General features: G+C 47.9%; 28 protein-coding genes. 1 reads left to right on the forward strand and 27 read right to left on the reverse strand.

Translation table 11 applies throughout. The features are described 5' to 3' along the window. Nucleotides 1-226 precede the first annotated feature (226 nt). The 3 genes from Q7C19_RS14895 to Q7C19_RS14905 all read right to left on the reverse strand — a co-directional run bounded on the left by Q7C19_RS14895 (nucleotide 227) and on the right by Q7C19_RS14905 (nucleotide 2658). Nucleotides 227-829, reverse strand: a complete 603-nt coding sequence (locus Q7C19_RS14895) for a KinB-signaling pathway activation protein (protein ID WP_056064876.1) — start codon at nucleotides 827-829, stop codon at nucleotides 227-229. Between the two features lie 2 nt (nucleotides 830-831). Beyond that, nucleotides 832-1863 carry an Mrp/NBP35 family ATP-binding protein gene (locus tag Q7C19_RS14900; RefSeq protein WP_023466657.1) on the reverse strand — a complete coding sequence of 344 codons (1032 nt, stop codon included), beginning with the start codon at nucleotides 1861-1863 and terminating at the stop codon, nucleotides 832-834. Between the two features lie 144 nt (nucleotides 1864-2007). Next, a complete protein-coding gene (locus tag Q7C19_RS14905; protein WP_375092394.1) occupies nucleotides 2008-2658 on the reverse strand; it encodes a M15 family metallopeptidase in 651 nt (216 codons plus the stop codon). Between the two features lie 96 nt (nucleotides 2659-2754). Here Q7C19_RS14905 and Q7C19_RS14910 point away from each other — a divergent pair, with 96 nt between their 5' ends. Further along, entirely contained in the window at nucleotides 2755-3042 is a 288-nt protein-coding gene (locus tag Q7C19_RS14910) for a hypothetical protein (RefSeq protein ID WP_056064884.1), read from the forward strand. 94 nt (nucleotides 3043-3136) lie between these two features. Here Q7C19_RS14910 and rpsI read toward each other — a convergent pair whose 3' ends face one another. From rpsI to rplX, 24 genes are all read right to left on the reverse strand, one after another. Further along, nucleotides 3137-3529, reverse strand: coding sequence for a 30S ribosomal protein S9 (gene rpsI, locus Q7C19_RS14915; protein ID WP_023466655.1), 393 nt, complete (start codon nucleotides 3527-3529; stop codon nucleotides 3137-3139). 24 nt (nucleotides 3530-3553) lie between these two features. Next, nucleotides 3554-3991 carry a 50S ribosomal protein L13 gene (rplM, locus tag Q7C19_RS14920; RefSeq protein ID WP_023466654.1) on the reverse strand — a complete coding sequence of 146 codons (438 nt, stop codon included), beginning with the start codon at nucleotides 3989-3991 and terminating at the stop codon, nucleotides 3554-3556. A gap of 168 nt (nucleotides 3992-4159) precedes the next feature. Further along, a complete protein-coding gene (gene truA, locus Q7C19_RS14925; RefSeq protein ID WP_290788141.1) occupies nucleotides 4160-4894 on the reverse strand; it encodes a tRNA pseudouridine(38-40) synthase TruA in 735 nt (244 codons plus the stop codon). Continuing rightward, entirely contained in the window at nucleotides 4894-5685 is a 792-nt protein-coding gene (locus tag Q7C19_RS14930) for an energy-coupling factor transporter transmembrane component T family protein (protein ID WP_029343097.1), read from the reverse strand. Before Q7C19_RS14930 ends, truA begins: the two co-directional genes overlap by 1 nt. After that, on the reverse strand, nucleotides 5682-6536 hold the full coding sequence (locus tag Q7C19_RS14935; RefSeq protein WP_035413165.1) for an energy-coupling factor transporter ATPase: 855 nt from the start codon (nucleotides 6534-6536) through the stop codon (nucleotides 5682-5684). The genes Q7C19_RS14930 and Q7C19_RS14935 overlap by 4 nt, the downstream gene beginning before the upstream one ends. Then, nucleotides 6524-7354, reverse strand: a complete 831-nt coding sequence (locus Q7C19_RS14940; RefSeq protein WP_029343095.1) for an energy-coupling factor ABC transporter ATP-binding protein — start codon at nucleotides 7352-7354, stop codon at nucleotides 6524-6526. Before Q7C19_RS14940 ends, Q7C19_RS14935 begins: the two co-directional genes overlap by 13 nt. Nucleotides 7355-7452: 98 nt before the next feature. Beyond that, nucleotides 7453-7824 (reverse strand): 50S ribosomal protein L17, encoded by a 372-nt coding sequence (gene rplQ / locus Q7C19_RS14945; RefSeq protein WP_023466649.1) that lies wholly within the window; start codon nucleotides 7822-7824, stop codon nucleotides 7453-7455. Nucleotides 7825-7857: 33 nt separating this feature from the next. Next, nucleotides 7858-8802 (reverse strand): DNA-directed RNA polymerase subunit alpha, encoded by a 945-nt coding sequence (locus Q7C19_RS14950; protein ID WP_023466648.1) that lies wholly within the window; start codon nucleotides 8800-8802, stop codon nucleotides 7858-7860. Between the two features lie 137 nt (nucleotides 8803-8939). Next, a complete protein-coding gene (gene rpsK / locus Q7C19_RS14955) occupies nucleotides 8940-9335 on the reverse strand; it encodes a 30S ribosomal protein S11 (protein WP_023466647.1) in 396 nt (131 codons plus the stop codon). 16 nt (nucleotides 9336-9351) lie between these two features. After that, complete coding sequence (rpsM, locus tag Q7C19_RS14960) at nucleotides 9352-9717, reverse strand: 30S ribosomal protein S13 (RefSeq protein WP_023466646.1); 366 nt, start codon at nucleotides 9715-9717, stop codon at nucleotides 9352-9354. Nucleotides 9718-9737: 20 nt separating this feature from the next. Beyond that, complete coding sequence (gene rpmJ / locus Q7C19_RS14965; RefSeq protein ID WP_003156543.1) at nucleotides 9738-9851, reverse strand: 50S ribosomal protein L36; 114 nt, start codon at nucleotides 9849-9851, stop codon at nucleotides 9738-9740. A 33-nt stretch (nucleotides 9852-9884) separates the two neighbouring features. Next, nucleotides 9885-10103 (reverse strand): translation initiation factor IF-1, encoded by a 219-nt coding sequence (gene infA / locus Q7C19_RS14970; RefSeq protein WP_012369032.1) that lies wholly within the window; start codon nucleotides 10101-10103, stop codon nucleotides 9885-9887. A 149-nt stretch (nucleotides 10104-10252) separates the two neighbouring features. Next, the gene (gene map, locus Q7C19_RS14975; RefSeq protein WP_023466644.1) at nucleotides 10253-11005 is read right to left on the reverse strand and encodes a type I methionyl aminopeptidase; all 753 of its coding nucleotides are present in this window, start codon (nucleotides 11003-11005) and stop codon (nucleotides 10253-10255) included. After that, nucleotides 11005-11652, reverse strand: a complete 648-nt coding sequence (locus tag Q7C19_RS14980) for an adenylate kinase (RefSeq protein ID WP_023466643.1) — start codon at nucleotides 11650-11652, stop codon at nucleotides 11005-11007. Before Q7C19_RS14980 ends, map begins: the two co-directional genes overlap by 1 nt. Before the next feature lie 71 nt (nucleotides 11653-11723). Continuing rightward, on the reverse strand, nucleotides 11724-13013 hold the full coding sequence (gene secY / locus Q7C19_RS14985) for a preprotein translocase subunit SecY (protein WP_023466642.1): 1290 nt from the start codon (nucleotides 13011-13013) through the stop codon (nucleotides 11724-11726). Beyond that, nucleotides 13013-13453 (reverse strand): 50S ribosomal protein L15, encoded by a 441-nt coding sequence (rplO, locus tag Q7C19_RS14990; protein ID WP_035399353.1) that lies wholly within the window; start codon nucleotides 13451-13453, stop codon nucleotides 13013-13015. Before rplO ends, secY begins: the two co-directional genes overlap by 1 nt. A gap of 35 nt (nucleotides 13454-13488) precedes the next feature. Then, on the reverse strand, nucleotides 13489-13674 hold the full coding sequence (gene rpmD / locus Q7C19_RS14995; protein ID WP_023466640.1) for a 50S ribosomal protein L30: 186 nt from the start codon (nucleotides 13672-13674) through the stop codon (nucleotides 13489-13491). Between the two features lie 18 nt (nucleotides 13675-13692). Then, on the reverse strand, nucleotides 13693-14193 hold the full coding sequence (gene rpsE, locus Q7C19_RS15000) for a 30S ribosomal protein S5 (protein ID WP_023466639.1): 501 nt from the start codon (nucleotides 14191-14193) through the stop codon (nucleotides 13693-13695). 22 nt (nucleotides 14194-14215) lie between these two features. Beyond that, complete coding sequence (gene rplR, locus Q7C19_RS15005; protein WP_023466638.1) at nucleotides 14216-14566, reverse strand: 50S ribosomal protein L18; 351 nt, start codon at nucleotides 14564-14566, stop codon at nucleotides 14216-14218. A gap of 37 nt (nucleotides 14567-14603) precedes the next feature. Further along, complete coding sequence (rplF, locus tag Q7C19_RS15010) at nucleotides 14604-15140, reverse strand: 50S ribosomal protein L6 (RefSeq protein WP_023466637.1); 537 nt, start codon at nucleotides 15138-15140, stop codon at nucleotides 14604-14606. A 31-nt stretch (nucleotides 15141-15171) separates the two neighbouring features. Further along, nucleotides 15172-15570 carry a 30S ribosomal protein S8 gene (gene rpsH / locus Q7C19_RS15015; protein ID WP_012369023.1) on the reverse strand — a complete coding sequence of 133 codons (399 nt, stop codon included), beginning with the start codon at nucleotides 15568-15570 and terminating at the stop codon, nucleotides 15172-15174. Nucleotides 15571-15601: 31 nt separating this feature from the next. Then, on the reverse strand, nucleotides 15602-15871 hold the full coding sequence (gene rpsN, locus Q7C19_RS15020) for a 30S ribosomal protein S14 (RefSeq protein WP_023466636.1): 270 nt from the start codon (nucleotides 15869-15871) through the stop codon (nucleotides 15602-15604). Nucleotides 15872-15885: 14 nt separating this feature from the next. Further along, nucleotides 15886-16425: a 50S ribosomal protein L5 gene (gene rplE, locus Q7C19_RS15025; RefSeq protein WP_023466635.1), complete on the reverse strand. Its 540-nt coding sequence runs from the start codon at nucleotides 16423-16425 to the stop codon at nucleotides 15886-15888. 31 nt (nucleotides 16426-16456) lie between these two features. After that, complete coding sequence (gene rplX / locus Q7C19_RS15030) at nucleotides 16457-16768, reverse strand: 50S ribosomal protein L24 (RefSeq protein WP_012369020.1); 312 nt, start codon at nucleotides 16766-16768, stop codon at nucleotides 16457-16459. Nucleotides 16769-16772: the final 4 nt, after the last annotated feature.

Consider the following 16772-nt stretch of genomic DNA (forward strand, 5'->3'; position numbering starts at 1 on the left):
ATGTCATTTGACGACTTTTAAATCTTACAGTAAAGTAATATGTGATGTCAATTACTTTTTTGAAGTTTTTTTCGTCTGTGACGCTCGCGTTTGGCGTGTGCCTCAGCGACATGTATTAATATATCAACTCTTGTTTTTTTCGTCAACTGTTTTTCTAAAAAAACTTTAGAAAAAAGATAGACCCGCTTGAACCGGTAAAACACTACCCGTTCGCGGGTCTTTTTCGTTACGCCTGTTTTTGAGATCGTCCTTGAGAAGCGGGCTTTTCTTGCAAGCGATGTAGCATTAGAATCTGATACGCATTACAGATTAAAAGTGTCGCAAGCGCCGCCCATAACATCCGCTTGTCTTGTGTTGCCTGCAAAGCAGGTACCCATTCAATCAATGTGATGACTGTCATGAGGAACAATGTCGGAATGAACGCTGTAAAGTTCGTTTCCCGTGCTTTTGTCCGCGCGACTAAGAATGCAATTAAAAGCAAGACGACCATCTCACCAATATAGAGACTTGTCTTATCAAAACCGTATGCTAGTCCACGTAGATAAACGCCATCAAATAGTGCAAATGCGATCAAAACGATTTGGACACGGTTCCAAAGCTTTGCGCCGCGGAATAAATCGAGTCCGACGCGATGTAAGATCAAGTACGAGAAGAATCCCATCAAACTGATGGCAGTCCACGTACTACTGTAGGAGAGAGCCGTCACATATCCGCTAATCGATTGATTTCGGATATATCCAGGTTCCGCTACCAAGTTAAACACGAAGCCGGCGAGCGTTCCGATTAGGAGCGTCATCCAAAACAGCTTCAAAAATCCTTTAATCTTCATTCTTATCCCTCTACTTTTTCGATGACACGCGTGGCGAGTTCATTATAGTACGTCTCAAATGGATGTTCATCGCGATAGATTGATGGGGCGAAGTCCGCATCATTCGCATATGGTTGTCCAAGTGGAATCTTAGCTAGAATATCGGTTTTTAACGCTTCTGACAACCTCTCTCCGCCACCACTACCGAAGACATACTCTTTTTCGCCTGTCACTTTGCTTTCAAAGTACGCCATGTTCTCGACGATACCGAGTAGACGGTGGTTCGTTTTGATTGCCATTGCCCCTGCTCGTGCTGCAACGAAAGCGGCTGTTGCGTGAGGTGTCGTGACGATGACTTCTTGACAACTCGGGAGCATCGAATGAATATCGAGTGCAACATCTCCTGTACCCGGTGGAAGATCAAGCAACAAGTAATCGAGATCGCCCCATTCGACGTCTGCGAAGAAGTTGTTGAGCATCTTCCCGAGCATTGGTCCCCGCCAGATGACTGGTGCATTATCTTCGACGAAGAAGCCCATTGAGATGACTTTGACGCCAAAGCGTTCTGGTGGAACGATTCGGTCGTTCACGACAGTCGGACGTGTTTCGATTCCCATCATGTCTGGAACACTAAAGCCGTAGATATCGGCATCAATCAAACCGACCTTCTTCCCTGCTCGTGCGAGGGCGACTGCTAAGTTAACGGAAACCGTCGATTTCCCGACGCCCCCTTTACCGGAGGCGATCGCGATGAACGTCGTACCGGATTCTGGTTTAAGGATCGACGGTGTCGTCGCTGCTTGGATCCCGTGATCACCGAGTGCCTCAAAACGGAGTCCCACCGTCTTGAATCCTTTTTCTTTCAGTTCCTTGACGATTTGCTGTTGGAGCACGAGTTGCTCCCCAGAACCGGATTGTGCTAAAGCGATTTTCAGACTGACATAATCACCTTTAATCCGGACGTCACGAATGCCGTTCGTATCTGCAAGCGGGCGGTCAATCGTCGGATCGACGAGCGTTCCGACTACCTCGCGAATTTCTTGTTCATTCAACATAGTGCCTTCCCCCTGAAAACGTTCGATTTAATCCTTATTAGTATAACAAAAATAAGAGAGCGCTTGCACATTTCGACACCGGAAAGGATGACTTTTCCATGTCCAGTGTCAGTTTTCATCATTTTACTCGATCATTCGCTCGTTTTAGAACATTCGGTTCCATGTACGAGGACCCACGACACCATCAACGTCAAGTCCTTGACGTGTTTGATAGGCACGCACCTTCTGAGCCGTCTCTACATCAAAGCGCCGAGTCACGGTTGCTTTGACTGCACGCTGAATTCGTTCGATATCCCGTGGATTCATATTGGCTGCCCCTTGATACAACGGACGACCTGGATACGGAACGATCGCACGAGAGCGATTCAGCGTTTCTTCAGACACTCCTAGTAATTCAAAGTGTGGATAATCCTTAAAGCTCGTCCAGTCCCCACCCCAAGAAAAGCCACGTCGTTTCATCGCAGCAACAATCTTTTGAAAGCTTTGGTCATTTCGAAATAGCGCTTGTGTACCGTCTTGGGAATATTGAAAGAGGTCGACGGCAATTCCACGGTTATGATTCGATTGTCCCCCGCGTGCATTCGTTACGATTGGTCCCGGTAGTGTCCGTCCCTGTGCGTACAACCGATTCTGTTCTGCGATCGATCGGTACCCTTGGGCGATACCGACATAAATCCCTTGTGCATGCATCTCCCGGATGACCTCTTGCGTCCGTTTGGCGACTTCTCGTGACAGTCCCGAAGCATTCAACTTCCGATTCGCTCGCTCGAGTAACCAGCTGATCGATAATGCCATCTATGCTCACTCCCTTTGTCTCCTGTTCCCGAAAACAAAATCCGCTATACTTATGGAATGCAGAATGATTTTAACTCATATCAAAAGGAGCATCATATGAAAAAACGCATCATTTGGACACTTGGCGTCACCTGTCTCTTACATCTTAGCTTCGTCCTGTATCTGACGCTGCAACCGACCGTAGCTACCAAGACGGAGTTACCGGACAATGCAACCGTCTTGAGTGAAGAAACCTCTTTTACGGGACATGTCGGTCAAGCGACGACACATACACCTATCGCATTCATACAATCTGTCTTTGTTTGGAGCATCCCGCTGACGATCGTCATCCTCTATATTCTTCTGACGATATTGCACCGATTACGCTCCACTCCGTCGTCTTGACTTGAATCGCTGTTCTGACACTTCGTCAGGAGAGCGGTTTTTTAGTGCACAAAAAAAACCTCCCACCACAAGGGTGAGAGGGATTCGAAAAGAATTAACGTTTCGAGAATTGTGGTGCACGACGAGCTGCTTTAAGACCGTATTTTTTACGCTCTTTCATACGAGCATCACGAGTCAAGAAGCCTTTCGCTTTGAGTGCGCCGCGGAATTCTGGATCCGCTTGAAGAAGAGCACGTGAGATACCGTGACGGATAGCGCCTGCTTGACCAGTGAAGCCGCCGCCTTTGACCGTTACGATTACATCGTACTTGCCTTCTGTTTCTGTGATTACGAGTGGTTCTTTTGCAGTCATGATCAATGTCTCATAACCGAAGTATTCGCTGATATCGCGACCGTTAACTGTGACTTTACCGTCTCCAGCAACGAGGAAAACGCGCGCTGCCGCGTGTTTCCGGCGACCAGTGCCGTAGTAACGTACATCTGCCATCGTGTAGTTCCTCCTAAATTCGTATTAACCGCGAAGTTCGTAAACTTCTGGTTGTTGTGCTTCGTGCTTGTGTGCAGCTCCAGCGTAGACGTGGAGTTTGTTGAACATTTGACGACCGAGGCTACCTTTTGGAAGCATCCCTTTGATCGCGAGTTCAAGCATGCGCTCAGGTTTGTTAGCAAGCATATCGCGTGCAACAGTCTGCTTTAAGCCGCCTGGATGACCAGAGTGACGGTAGTAGACTTTTTTGTCGAGTTTGTTACCAGTTAAAACGATTTTCTCAACGTTGATGAGGATAACGTTATCCCCACAGTCAACGTGTGGTGTGAACGTAGGCTTGTGCTTACCACGGAGAAGTGATGAAACTTCGCTCGCAAGGCGACCGAGTGTTTTACCTTCAGCGTCGATAAGGAGCCATTTGCGTTCTACATCAGTAGCTTTCGCCATGAAAGTTGTGCGCATGTAAAATACCTCCTAAGGAATTAAAAGTTCTGTTTTTGATTTTTCATTTATTCACTAGGTGAATCTATCATAATCTTAGGTGTACGGGGCTAAGATTGTGGTTTCATAATAAATGAAATGCCAATAAACATTGTATGTTTTTTAATAGCCAATGTCAATTGCCTTTTTTCACTCCGGATAGAAAACTTCCCATAGATAGAGTCCATGAGGAGGCGCCGTCACGCCTGCAACGTTCCGGTCCTTTGCCAGCAACATTTTTTTAATGTCCTCTGGTGCAAAACGACCGCGTCCGACGTCAAGTAACGTCCCGACCATGATCCGGATTTGATTATAGAGAAAACCACTGCCCTGGAACCGAAAGACGAGTTCGTCACCGATCGTCATCAACTCTGCCTCGTAAATCGTCCGGACCCGGTTATCCGTTTCCGTCTTCGCGACACAGAACGAACTGAAGTCGTGCGTCCCGACGAGATGCGCCATCCCTTGGCGTATCCGCTCAAGATCAATCGGATACGGAACATGAACCGACAGATTCCGACGAAACGCATTTTCTTCTCTACGGACGAAATAGCGGTATTCCTTCCCTACGACATCGTAACGTGCTTCAAAGGTCGATTCGACCTCTTCACAGCTCCGGACACGAATATCCGCTGGTAAGAGCGTATTAAGTGCCTTAACGACGTTCTCCGGGGGAATCGCTAGTTCCGTATCAAAGTGAATGACTTGTCCGTAGGCATGGACTCTCGCATCCGTCCGTCCCGAGCCGATGATCTTGACGGGATGTTTGTGCATCCGCGCAAGCGTCGTTTCAATCACTTCTTGAATCGTCAATCCGTTTGGTTGCACCTGATACCCGGCGTAGCCGGTTCCATCATATTGAATCGTACATTTTAAACGACGCATTACCCGATCCCTCGCAATCCTACTAAACTGATCGTCAGGAGGACGAGCAAGATCATCAGACCCGTATCCCGCATCGTCCACTTGGACTCCCGTAGACGTGTCCGTCCCTCTCCTCCACGGTACCCCCGCGCTTCCATCGCTGTCGCAAGATCCTCTGCCCGCTTAAAGGCGGAGATGAACAAGGGAATCAATAACGGAATGATCGCCCGTAAACGTTCCTTAATCGGTCCTGCTGACAAATCGACACCACGTGCTTGCTGTGCCTTCATGATTTTCTCCGTCTCTTCCGCTAAGGTTGGTAAGAACCGAAGCGAGATCGACAACATTAAGGCAATCTCATGCGTCGGGACACGGACGACCTTGAACGGTTTCAATAACAATTCAATCGCATCCGTCAATTCGATCGGTGAAGTCGTCAACGTGACGAGTGTCGTGATCGAGACGAGATAGAAGAAACGTAATGAGACGATGATCGCGAGTCGCAGTCCTTCTTCATAGATTCGAAGCCAGCCAAACTCAAAGAGGACAGCCCCTTCGCGCGTGAAGAACAGTTGGATGACGAACGTAAAGACGATCAGGAAAAGAATCGGTCGCAGTCCCTTTAGAACATAACGAAGCGGTAAGCGACTACTCATGAGTGCTAAGAACGTAAAGATGAGTAAAAAGATGTTCGTTGCTGCATTGTTCGCGAGAAAGACGAGCGGAATGAAGCAGAAAGCAAAGATGATCTTAGCGAGTGCTGACGAGCGATGCAAGTACGACTGACCGGGAATATGTTGTCCAACGATCATTCGCTCACCCCCTTCGTCATTAACCACTCGATCAATTCGGTTTCCGTCCGGATGTCCGGACGTTCCAGCCCACGCTGATCGGCGACTTGCCAGGCAAGCGATAAGACGTGCGGGAGATCGAGATGGAATTGCTCGAGCAAAGTCTCTTCTTTAAACAGATCAAGCGGTAGTCCGTCAAACGCCACCTGTGCATCTTCCATGACGATCACGCGCTCGGCATACTCAAGCACCTGATCCATGTCGTGCGTGATTAGGAGCAACGTCATACCGGTTTCTGCATGGAGCCGGGCAAACAGACTCAGCATATGCTTGCGTCCTTGCGGATCGAGTCCTGCCGTCGGCTCATCGACGATCAACACGTCTGGTTGACTAGCGAGTACGCCGGCAATTGCAACACGCCTCATTTGCCCACCAGACAGGTCAAACGGCGAACGACTCCAAAAGACTTCATCGAGTCCGACAGTCCGTAATGCCTCTTTTGCTAATTGCTCAGCCGTCGCACCATCATGACCGAAGTTCATCGGACCGAACATGACATCTTTTAAAACCGTCTCTTCGAACAATTGATATTCCGGATATTGAAAAACAAGCCCGACGCGACGTCTTAATGGCTTGAGGTCCTGTTTTTTCTTCGGTTCGACGATGATGTCATCGACTTGTACCTTCCCCGCTGTCGGCTTGAGCAATCCATTGATGTGCTGCACGAGCGTCGATTTTCCGGATCCGGTGTGCCCTACAAACGCAACAAGCGCCCCTGACGGAATCTCAAGATTCACATCACGTAGCGCGACTCGTTCGAACGGACTATTGAGTTGATACGTATAATTTAATTCCTGGATTAAGATTGGCATAAACGGTTCACCAATTCTCTTTCATCTAGTATCGTCTCCTCGAGTGAGAGACCTTGCGCCCGTAAACGTTCTTGTACCCGAACAACGAATGGAACATCGAGTCCGATGTCTTCTAAGAACGATGCATGACGAAAGACTTCCTGAGGGGATCCTTCTAATACGATTTTCCCGGCATCCATAACGATGACACGACTAGCTCGTAATACTTCGTCTAATTCGTGTGTAATCGCGATGACCGCCATTGGGTGAGTCGCATGGAGTTCTTGAACGGTCGACATGACCTCTTGTCGTGCTAATGGATCAAGCATCGATGTAGCTTCATCGAGCACGAGAACATCAGGGCGCATCGCAAGCGCCGAAGCGATTGCGACACGCTGCTTCTGTCCGCCGGATAATTGATGGGGTTCCCGATCAACAAAATCCGTAAGGCCAACGCGCGCTAGACTGTCGTCGATACGACGAACCATTTCCTCGCGTGGCACACCCCAGTTTTCTAGAGCAAATGCCACGTCGTCGCGCACGGTCGTGCCAACGAATTGATTATCTGGATTTTGGAAGACGATGCCGATCGCTCGGCGCATCTCCCACAGTTGCTCCGGATTTGCACTTGAAAAGCGCTCAGCAACCGTAACGGTCCCTGTCTCCGGTAACAACAATCCATTAAACAATTTCGTCAGCGTTGATTTTCCAGAGCCGTTGTGACCAACAATAGCAACCCATTCACCTGAACGAATCGTCAGAGAGACCTCGTGTAAGGCTGCTTGTTCCTGTTCCGGATACCGATAGGTGACCTGTTCCAGTTCAATCAGCTTGTCCATGATCTCTCCTCCTTCATCAAATCAATACTTTCATTTTGTAGCAAAAGGGCAGAAGCGGGATACGCACTGCCCTTTTATGGCGAATCATTTAATGAGGATTAAACGAGTTCGATGATGACCATTTCTGCGCCGTCACCACGACGTGGTCCCATTTTCATGATGCGTGTGTAACCACCTTGACGCTCAGCAAAACGTGGAGCCACATCAGCGAATAATTTTTGGATCGCGTCTTGTGCTTTGCCCTCTGCGTTTTGACCAGCAGCTTCACGGCGAACGAACGATGCAACTTGACGACGAGCGTGGAGATCACCGCGTTTACCTAAAGTGATGAGTTTCTCTACGACTGGACGAAGTTCCTTCGCTTTTTGTTCTGTAGTTTGGATACGCTCATTGATGATGAGATCAGTCGCAAGGTCACGCAAAAGTGCCTTACGTTGTGAGCTTGTACGGCCTAATTTCGAGTATGCCATGGATGGATTCCCTCCTTCGTGCAATTAATAGTATTAGTCTTCTTTGCGCAAGCCTAGTCCGAGTTCGTCGAGTTTCGCTTGAACTTCCTCGAGTGATTTACGTCCGAGGTTACGGACTTTCATCATCTCGTCTTCGCTCTTGTTCGCGAGTTCTTGAACCGTGTTGATACCAGCGCGTTTCAAACAGTTGTACGAACGAACTGAGAGATCGAGTTCTTCGATCGTCATTTCGAGTACTTTTTCTTTTTGATCTTCTTCCTTTTCGACCATGATTTCAGCATGGAGCGCTTCGTCTGTAAGACCAACAAAGATGTTTAAGTGTTCTGTCATGATTTTCGCACCGAGTGACACTGCTTCTTCAGGGCGGATTGAACCGTCCGTCCAAACATCAAGCGTCAATTTATCGAAGCTCGCATCTTGACCAACACGTGTTTTTTCAACTTGATAATTTACACGTTGAATTGGCGTGTAAATTGAGTCGATTGGGATGACACCAATTGGCATATCGTCCCGTTTGTTATCTTCAGCCTGAACATACCCACGACCACGGCGTGCTGTAAGACGCATATGAAGTGATGCACCTTCTGCAAGCGTTGCGATGTGAAGTTCTGGGTTGAGGATTTCGACGTCGCTGTCATGCGTAATGTTCGCAGCAGTGACAACACCAGCGCCTTGAATATCGATCTCAAGCGTTTTCTCTTCTTCCGAGTACACTTTGAGGGCGAGTTTCTTAAGGTTCAAGATGATTTGGGTAACGTCTTCTACAACGCCATCAATCGTCGAGAACTCATGAAGAACGCCATCGATTTGGACTGCAGTGACTGCAGCACCCGGAAGTGAAGACAATAGGATACGACGCAATGAGTTACCAAGCGTTGTACCGAATCCACGTTCAAGCGGCTCAACTACGAATTTACCAAACGTAGCGTTCTCGCTTAACTCGATCGTTTCAATCTTCGGTTTTTCGATTTCGATCATCTGAACCCCTCCTTGAATATCGTCATGTTGGCCATCGCGTTCAATCGCCAACCGCCTTGTGTACGTTTCTACTGCCTTGCTTGGTCAAACGATCAACAAAAGTCTACTCGAATCCCCGCTCTGCAGTACAAGACGGGTTACACGCGACGACGTTTTGGAGGGCGGCAACCGTTGTGTGGTACTGGAGTAACGTCACGGATTGCAGTGACTTCGAGACCGATTGCTTGAAGAGCACGGATAGCTGCTTCACGACCTGCACCAGGACCTTTAACGTTAACTTCTACAGTACGCATACCGTTATCCATTGCTGTTTTAGCAGCTGTTTCAGATGCCATTTGTGCAGCGAAAGGAGTCGATTTACGTGAGCCTTTGAAGCCCATGTTACCTGCAGTTGCCCAAGAGATTGCATTCCCTTGCATATCAGTGATCGTAACGATCGTGTTGTTGAATGTTGAACGGATATGCACGATACCAGATTCAATATTCTTTTTGACTTTACGTTTACTACGAACGTTCTGTTTGCGTTTTGCCATCTTAGTTTACCCTCCCTTACTTCTTCTTGTTCGCTACTGTACGGCGTGGGCCTTTACGAGTACGCGAGTTGTTTTTAGTGTTTTGACCACGAACTGGAAGACCACGACGGTGACGAACACCACGGTAGCAACCGATTTCGATCAAACGTTTGATGTTGAGTGAGATTTCACGACGAAGGTCACCCTCAACTTTGATTTTGTCTAAACCATCACGAAGTTGGTTCAATTGTTCCTCAGTCAAGTCGCGAGTACGAGTATCTTCAGAGATACCAGTTTCTTTCAAGACTTTTTGAGCAGTCGTTTTACCAACACCATAGATGTAAGTGAGTGAGATGACGATGCGTTTCTCACGTGGAATATCTACACCAGCAATACGTGCCATGTGTGCACCTCCTTGTTTAATTACCCTTGTTTTTGTTTATGCTTAGGGTTTTCGCAAATAACCATTACTTTGCCTTTACGGCGGATAACTTTACATTTTTCACAGATCGGTTTAACCGAAGGTCTTACTTTCATTGTGAATACCTCCTCCTGAAAAAATCGGAGTTTTTATTTGAAACGGTATGTGATCCGTCCGCGAGTCAAGTCGTATGGTGACAACTCAACCGTTACTTTATCTCCTGGCAAGATCCGAATGAAGTGCATCCGAATTTTTCCTGAGACGTGCGCGAGGACCGTGTGGCCGTTTTCTAACTCCACCTTAAACATCGCGTTTGGAAGCGGCTCGATAACCGTACCTTCCACTTCGATTACATCTTGTTTCGCCATCAATTATACCCCTTTCTCTATAAAGTTGATTGGGAGCCCAGACGATTTGTAGCGCTAGGGGCTTTCTACAAGAGCCATTGAGAGATCATCGGTCACAAACACGAGTGGATACTGGCTTATAGAAAGGTGACACCAATAACGCGCACAGCTCACTCTGCATCGACCGTTAAGATCTCGTAGCCGTCGTCTGTGATGGCGATGGTGTGCTCAAAGTGGGCGCACATGCTACCGTCCACCGTCACTACCGTCCAATTGTCGGATAGTGTGCGAACATAGCGTTTCCCGACGTTGACCATTGGCTCAATTGCCAGTGTCATGCCGGTTTTCAGGCGCGGCCCTTTCCCCGGTGGTCCATAATGTGGAATTTGCGGATCTTCATGCAAATTTTGTCCCACGCCGTGGCCCACATATTCGCGGACTACAGAAAAATTCGCTGCTTCAACATGTGACTGAATCGCATGCGAAATATCTGTCAGGTGCACGCCAGCTTTGGCGCGCTCCAATCCTTTATACAGAGATTCTTCAGTTACGTCAAGTAACCGCTTCGTCTCTTCAGAGATTGTACCTACCGGATATGTCCAGGCTGAATCTCCGTGATACCCATTGTACTCTGCTCCGATGTCAATCGAGATGATGTCACCGTCCTGAAGTACACGATCTCCCGGAATACCATGGACAAGCTCTTCGTTCACGGAAGCACAGATGCTACCCGTGAAACCATTATACCCTTTAAACGATGGTGTTGCCCCTTGACTTCGAATATAGCGTTCAGCGATCGCGTCGAGTTGCCCCGTCGTGATACCTGGGCGAATATGAGCTTGAAGCTCCTTATGCGTCCGGGCGACGATTTGTCCTGCTTTACGCATGATGTCGATTTCACGCGGCGCTTTCGTGATGATCATTACTGATCACCAAGGAGTGCCTGAACATCGGAATATACATCGTTGATTGGACGATCACCGTCCAAATTACGAAGATACCCTTTTTCTGCGTAAAAGTCAATCAAAGGTTGCGCTTGAGCGACGTTGACTTCCAAGCGACGACGTACTGTCTCCTCTTGGTCATCTTCACGTTGTACAAGTGCTGATCCGTCGATATCACAGATCCCCTCCACTTTTGGTGGGTTGTAGAGAACATGATACGTTGCTCCGCAAGTTGGGCAAATCCGGCGACCTGTCAAACGAGGGACAAGTTTCTCCGGGTCTACACCGATGTGGATGACGTGATCAATTTGTTTGCCCAGATCTTCAAGTAATGCTTCAAGAGCATCTGCTTGTTTCACTGTGCGTGGGAAACCGTCAAGGAGAAAACCATTTGCACAGTCTTCTTTGGCGAGACGCTCACGTACGATGCCGATTGTGACTTCGTCCGGAACGAGTTCCCCTTTATCCATGTATGATTTCGCTTCTTGTCCGAGTGGCGTCGAATCTTTGATCGCCGCGCGGAACATGTCGCCTGTCGAGATGTGGGGGATCGCATAGTCTTCGATGATTTTCGCAGCCTGCGTTCCTTTACCAGCACCCGGCAAACCCATCAATACTAGATTCATGTCGGTAGCCTCCACTTCTATAGCTCTATAGACACAACAGAAAGGAAAGGGATGGTCCCCTTCCTCCCGCCTTATCGGATAAAGCCTTTGTAGTGTCGTTTAACCAATTGACTTTCAATCTGTTTCATCGTCTCTAGTCCTACACCGATGACGATCAGCAAGCTCGTACCACCAATCTGCACCGAGTTCGGCAAGCCAGCAAACTTAATAAAGAATGTCGGCGTCACCGCGATGACAGCGAGGAAGAGTGAACCGAAGAATGTCAGACGGTATAGAATCTTCGTGATGTACTGCTCCGTTTGCTTACCAGGACGAATACCAGGAATGTATCCGCCTTGTTTTTGAAGGTTCTCTGCCATTTGTTCTGGGTTAACCTGAACGAATGTGTAGAAGTACGAGAACGCGATGATCAATGCCACATAGATCGACATACCGATTGGACTCGTATAGTCGAAAATGTCACGGATCTTCGTTGCCGTCTCCGGACTTGCAAAGAAACTCGCAATCGTTGGTGGCGTCACCATGAACGACACCGCGAAGATGACTGGAATAACACCGGCAGCGTTCAATTTGATCGGCAAGTGTGCCGATTGACCGCCAACTGGTGTCCGGTTCACCGTACGCTTAGCGTACTGAATCGGAATCTTACGTGCAGCTTGCTGGACGTAGATGACTCCGACGATGACCGCGATGATGATTAAAAGCAAGAGTACGATATAAAGCACGTTTACAAACAAAGCATCCCCTGCATTTTGGAGCTTCGTTTCGTAAATCTGGCGGAATGCATTCGGGAAGCCCGCGACGATCCCAGCGAAGATGATCATTGATATCCCGTTACCAATGCCCTTCTCCGTGATGAGTTCACCGATGAACATCAAGAATGCTGTTCCCGCTGTCAATACGAGTGCAATCATAACGTATGTCCAGGTGCCGAACTGTTCGTCGACAAGACCTGGGTAGATACGGTTAAATCCAAGCGCGATTCCAAACGCTTGGACTAAGCCGAGTACGATCGTTCCATAGCGCGTTACCGTTGCTAACTTCTTACGGCCCGCCTCTCCTTGTTTTGCCCATTCGGCAAACTTTGGAACAACGTCCATCTGTAAGAGTTGGACAACGATCGAGGCCGTGATATACGGCATGATTCCCATCGCAAAGAGTGAGAAATTCTGCAAAGCATTCCCACCAAACGAGTTCAAGAAACCAAGAATACCATTCTGGTCGATCTTGAACACTTCCGTGTTTACCATCGGCACCGGGATATGTGCTCCGATACGGAACACGATGACCAAGGCCAAGGTAAAGAGAATGCGCCGACGAATGTCAGCTACGCGCCACATATTGGAGATCGCTTGAAACATTAGATCACCTCAACCGTACCGCCGGCAGCTTCGATTGCTTGCTTCGCAGCGTCGGAGAACTTATGAGCTTTAACTGTTAGTTTCTTTTCGATCTTACCGTTAGAAAGAATTTTCACGCCGTCTTTCATGCCTTTGACTGCACGAGTCTCGACAAGAAGTTCTGGAGTGACTTCAGTTCCTTCTTCAAAACGGTTGAGTGTGTCAAGGTTAATGACCGCGAACTCTTTACGAGTTGGGTTGTTGAAGCCGCGTTTTGGTAAACGACGGTAAAGTGGGTTTTGTCCACCTTCGAAACCTGGACGAACACCACCGCCTGAACGAGCTTTTTGACCTTTGTGACCACGGCCAGAAGTCTTACCGTTACCAGAAGACATACCGCGACCTACACGGTTGCGTTCTGAACGTGAACCAGCAGCTGGTTTCAATTCATGGAGTTTCATAGTGGGGCACCTCCTCATAAAATTATATCGAACTATTACTCTTGAATTTCTTTTACTGTCACTAAGTGTGACACGTGGTTAATCATCCCACGCATAGCAGCGTTGTCAGGTACGACAACAGTCTGGTGCATCTTACGGAGACCAAGCGTACGAGTAGTAACGCGTTGGTTCTCCGGACGACCGATCATGCTGCGTGTGAGGGTAACTGCGAGTTTCGCCATCTGTTTTCCCTCCCTTTCTTAACCGCGAAGTTCTTCGACGGTTTTACCGCGGAGTTTCGCAACTTCTTCAGCACGTTTGAGTGATGTGAGACCTTCGACAGTCGCACGAACCATGTTGATTGGAGTGCTTGATCCAAGTGATTTTGAAAGAATGTCGTTGATTCCCGCTAATTCGAGAACCGCACGAACTGGACCACCAGCGATGACTCCAGTACCTTCAGAAGCAGGCTTCAAGAAGACGTGACCTGCACCGAATACACCGTTGACTTCGTGTGGAATTGTTGTGTTAACGATTGGAACGTTAACCATGTTTTTCTTAGCATCTTCGATTGCTTTACGGATCGCTTCAGGCACTTCCTGAGCTTTACCCGTACCGAAACCTACGTGACCATTCTTGTCACCAACGACGACGAGGGCAGCAAAACGGAAGCGACGGCCACCTTTTACTACTTTCGCGACGCGGTTTACGGTAACAACGCGTTCTTCGAGTTGATCCATGTTAATTTCTAACTGGCGCATGTAGAGGTTCCCTCCTTTTCTATTAGAATTTGAGACCAGCTTCACGAGCTGCTTCAGCTACAGCTTTGATACGTCCATGATAGAGATATCCTCCACGGTCGAAAACGACTGTTTCGATACCTTTTTCAAGAGCGCGCTCAGCTGCGAGCTTACCAACTGCTGCCGCAGCGTCAGTCGTGTTGCCTTTTTCAAGGTCGAGTGATGATGCAGATGCGAGTGTTGCATGTGTTGCATCGTCAATGACTTGTACGTAAATGTTCTTGTTCGAACGGAATACGTTCATACGTGGACGTGTTGCAGTCCCGATGATTGTACGACGGACACGACCATGACGTTTTTTACGCGTAGCGTTTTTATCTGCCTTTGAGATCATTTATGCCACTCCTTTCCGGTCAATTCGCATGTGCGAATTACTTACCTGTTTTACCTTCTTTACGACGAACGACTTCATCACTGTAACGAATACCTTTACCTTTGTACGGCTCAGGTTGACGGTACGAACGGATCAATGCAGCGACGTGACCAACACGTTCTTTGCTGATTCCGCGAACGATGAGTTGCGTATTCGTAGGAACTTCGACTTCGATGCCTTGTTCCGGAGTGTACTCGATTGGGTGTGAGTAACCGAGGTTGAGTACGATTTTGTTACCTTGCTTTTGTGCACGGTAACCAACACCTTGGATATCGAGTGTCTTAGCGAAACCGTTGCTTACACCTTCGACCATGTTCGCGATAAGCGCACGAGTCGTTCCGTGGATCGTACGGCTTGCTTTCTCGTCGTTCGGACGAGTGACAGTCAATTCATTACCTTCTACGTTGATCGCCATAGCTGGGCTGAACTCGCGTGAGAGTTCCCCTTTAGGACCTTTTACTGTAACCGTGTTGTTTTCAACTGTTACTGTAACGCCTGCTGGGATGACGACTGGCTTTTTACCAATACGTGACATTTAAGACACCTCCGTTCTTTTTATGCGTGTATTACCAGATGTATGCGATCACTTCGCCGCCGACTTTTTGTTGGCGAGCTTCTTTGTCAGTCATTACACCTTTAGATGTTGAAACGATAGCGATTCCGAGACCACCGAGTACTTTCGGGATTTCATCAGCTTTCGCGTAAACGCGAAGACCTGGTTTCGAGATACGTTTGAGTCCAGTGATAACGCGCTCGTTGCTTGCGCCGTATTTAAGGAATACGCGGAGCGTACCTTGTTTGCTGTCCTCGAGATATTCAACATCGCGGATGAAACCTTCACGTTTGAGGATTTCAGCGACTTCACGTTTGATTGTAGAAGCTGGCATTTCCAACTTCTCATGGCGAACCATGTTTGCATTACGAATGCGTGTAAGCATATCTGCAATCGGATCTGTCATAACCATGCGATGTACCTCCTTTCACAACTTTAATGAATTACCAGCTTGCTTTTTTAACACCAGGGATTTGACCTTTATGAGCAAGATCACGGAACTTAATACGGCTGATACCGAATTTACCAATGTAACCGTGTGGACGGCCAGTGATACTACAACGGTTGTGTAAACGAACCGCTGAAGAGTTACGTGGGAGTTTGCTCAAGCCGATGTAGTCGCCTTGTGCTTTCAATTCTGCGCGTTTTTCAGCGTAGCGCTCAACGAGTGCTTGACGTTTTACTTCACGTGCGATCATTGATTTCTTAGCCATGTTGTCGACCTCCCTTATTTTTGGAATGGCATGCCGAGTGCTGTGAGAAGCTCACGTGACTCTTCATCCGTGTTAGCAGTAGTTACGATAACGATGTCCATACCACGGACTTTCGATACGCGATCGTAGTCGATCTCTGGGAAGATCAATTGTTCCTTCACGCCTAGCGTGTAGTTACCACGGCCATCGAAAGATTTTTTCGATACGCCACGGAAGTCACGTACACGTGGAAGTGACACGTTGATCAACTTGTCGAGGAATTCGTACATGCGCTCGCCACGAAGTGTAACCTTCGCACCGATTGGCATACCTTCACGAAGTTTGAAACCAGCGATTGATTTCTTAGCTTTCGTGATGAGTGGCTTCTGACCAGTGAGGAGCTGAAGCTCTTCGACTGCCATGTCAAGTGCCTTAGAGTTCGTAACAGCGTCACCAACACCCATGTTGATTACGATTTTATCGACTTTCGGCGCTTGCATTACAGAACTGTAGTTGAATTTCTCCATCATTACTTTGACGATTTCGTCTTGGTATTTCGCTTTTAAACGGTTCATCAGAAAGTGGACCTCCTTTCTTTAAATCTTCTTATTTATCTAAAGCTTCGCCCGATTTTTTAGCGATACGTACTTTCTTGCCGTCAACCACAGTGAAACCAACGCGTGTTGGGTTACCTGTCTTAGGGTCGATGAGCATAACGTTCGATACGTGAATCGGTGCTTCTTTCTCGACAATTCCGCCTTGCGGGTTGAGTTGAGAAGGCTTTGAGTGTTTTTTGATCATGTTAACGCCTTCGACGATTACGCGATCTTTTTTAGGCATAGCTGTAAGGACAACGCCTTGTTTGCCTTTGTCTTTACCAGTCATAACCTGAACTTTATCACCTTTTTTGACATGCATCGTT

The organism is Exiguobacterium sp. PHA03 (assembly GCF_041945985.1).
In the GTDB taxonomy this organism is placed as follows: domain Bacteria; phylum Bacillota; class Bacilli; order Exiguobacteriales; family Exiguobacteriaceae; genus Exiguobacterium_A.

Bases quoted from the DNA above. Each gene is read 5' to 3' on its own strand.
- Q7C19_RS14895 (WP_056064876.1), bottom strand. From the start codon at position 829: ATGAAGATTAAAGGATTTTTGAAGCTGTTTTGGATGACGCTCCTAATC.
- Q7C19_RS14900 (WP_023466657.1), bottom strand. From the start codon at position 1,863: ATGTTGAATGAACAAGAAATTCGCGAGGTAGTCGGAACGCTCGTCGAT.
- Q7C19_RS14905 (WP_375092394.1), bottom strand. From the start codon at position 2,658: ATGGCATTATCGATCAGCTGGTTACTCGAGCGAGCGAATCGGAAGTTG.
- Q7C19_RS14910 (WP_056064884.1), top strand. From the start codon at position 2,755: ATGAAAAAACGCATCATTTGGACACTTGGCGTCACCTGTCTCTTACAT.
- rpsI (WP_023466655.1), bottom strand. From the start codon at position 3,529: ATGGCAGATGTACGTTACTACGGCACTGGTCGCCGGAAACACGCGGCA.
- rplM (WP_023466654.1), bottom strand. From the start codon at position 3,991: ATGCGCACAACTTTCATGGCGAAAGCTACTGATGTAGAACGCAAATGG.
- truA (WP_290788141.1), bottom strand. From the start codon at position 4,894: ATGCGTCGTTTAAAATGTACGATTCAATATGATGGAACCGGCTACGCC.
- Q7C19_RS14930 (WP_029343097.1), bottom strand. From the start codon at position 5,685: ATGATCGTTGGACAACATATTCCCGGTCAGTCGTACTTGCATCGCTCG.
- Q7C19_RS14935 (WP_035413165.1), bottom strand. From the start codon at position 6,536: ATGCCAATCTTAATCCAGGAATTAAATTATACGTATCAACTCAATAGT.
- Q7C19_RS14940 (WP_029343095.1), bottom strand. From the start codon at position 7,354: ATGGACAAGCTGATTGAACTGGAACAGGTCACCTATCGGTATCCGGAA.
- rplQ (WP_023466649.1), bottom strand. From the start codon at position 7,824: ATGGCATACTCGAAATTAGGCCGTACAAGCTCACAACGTAAGGCACTT.
- Q7C19_RS14950 (WP_023466648.1), bottom strand. From the start codon at position 8,802: ATGATCGAAATCGAAAAACCGAAGATTGAAACGATCGAGTTAAGCGAG.
- rpsK (WP_023466647.1), bottom strand. From the start codon at position 9,335: ATGGCAAAACGCAAACAGAACGTTCGTAGTAAACGTAAAGTCAAAAAG.
- rpsM (WP_023466646.1), bottom strand. From the start codon at position 9,717: ATGGCACGTATTGCTGGTGTAGATATTCCACGTGAGAAACGCATCGTC.
- rpmJ (WP_003156543.1), bottom strand. From the start codon at position 9,851: ATGAAAGTAAGACCTTCGGTTAAACCGATCTGTGAAAAATGTAAAGTT.
- infA (WP_012369032.1), bottom strand. From the start codon at position 10,103: ATGGCGAAACAAGATGTAATCGAAGTGGAAGGTACGGTTATCGAGCCG.
- map (WP_023466644.1), bottom strand. From the start codon at position 11,005: ATGATCATCACGAAAGCGCCGCGTGAAATCGACATCATGCGTAAAGCA.
- Q7C19_RS14980 (WP_023466643.1), bottom strand. From the start codon at position 11,652: ATGAATCTAGTATTGATGGGTTTGCCGGGTGCTGGTAAAGGAACGCAG.
- secY (WP_023466642.1), bottom strand. From the start codon at position 13,013: ATGTTTCAAGCGATCTCCAATATGTGGCGCGTAGCTGACATTCGTCGG.
- rplO (WP_035399353.1), bottom strand. From the start codon at position 13,453: ATGAAACTCCATGAATTGAAACCAGCTGCTGGTTCACGTTCAGAACGC.
- rpmD (WP_023466640.1), bottom strand. From the start codon at position 13,674: ATGGCGAAACTCGCAGTTACCCTCACACGCAGCATGATCGGTCGTCCG.
- rpsE (WP_023466639.1), bottom strand. From the start codon at position 14,193: ATGCGCCAGTTAGAAATTAACATGGATCAACTCGAAGAACGCGTTGTT.
- rplR (WP_023466638.1), bottom strand. From the start codon at position 14,566: ATGATCTCAAAGGCAGATAAAAACGCTACGCGTAAAAAACGTCATGGT.
- rplF (WP_023466637.1), bottom strand. From the start codon at position 15,140: ATGTCACGTATTGGTAAAAAGCCAGTCGTCATCCCAGCAGGCGTTACA.
- rpsH (WP_012369023.1), bottom strand. From the start codon at position 15,570: ATGGTTATGACAGATCCGATTGCAGATATGCTTACACGCATTCGTAAT.
- rpsN (WP_023466636.1), bottom strand. From the start codon at position 15,871: ATGGCTAAGAAATCAATGATCGCACGTGAAGTAAAACGTCAAGCACTC.
- rplE (WP_023466635.1), bottom strand. From the start codon at position 16,425: ATGAACCGTTTAAAAGCGAAATACCAAGACGAAATCGTCAAAGTAATG.
- rplX (WP_012369020.1), bottom strand. From the start codon at position 16,768: ATGCATGTCAAAAAAGGTGATAAAGTTCAGGTTATGACTGGTAAAGAC.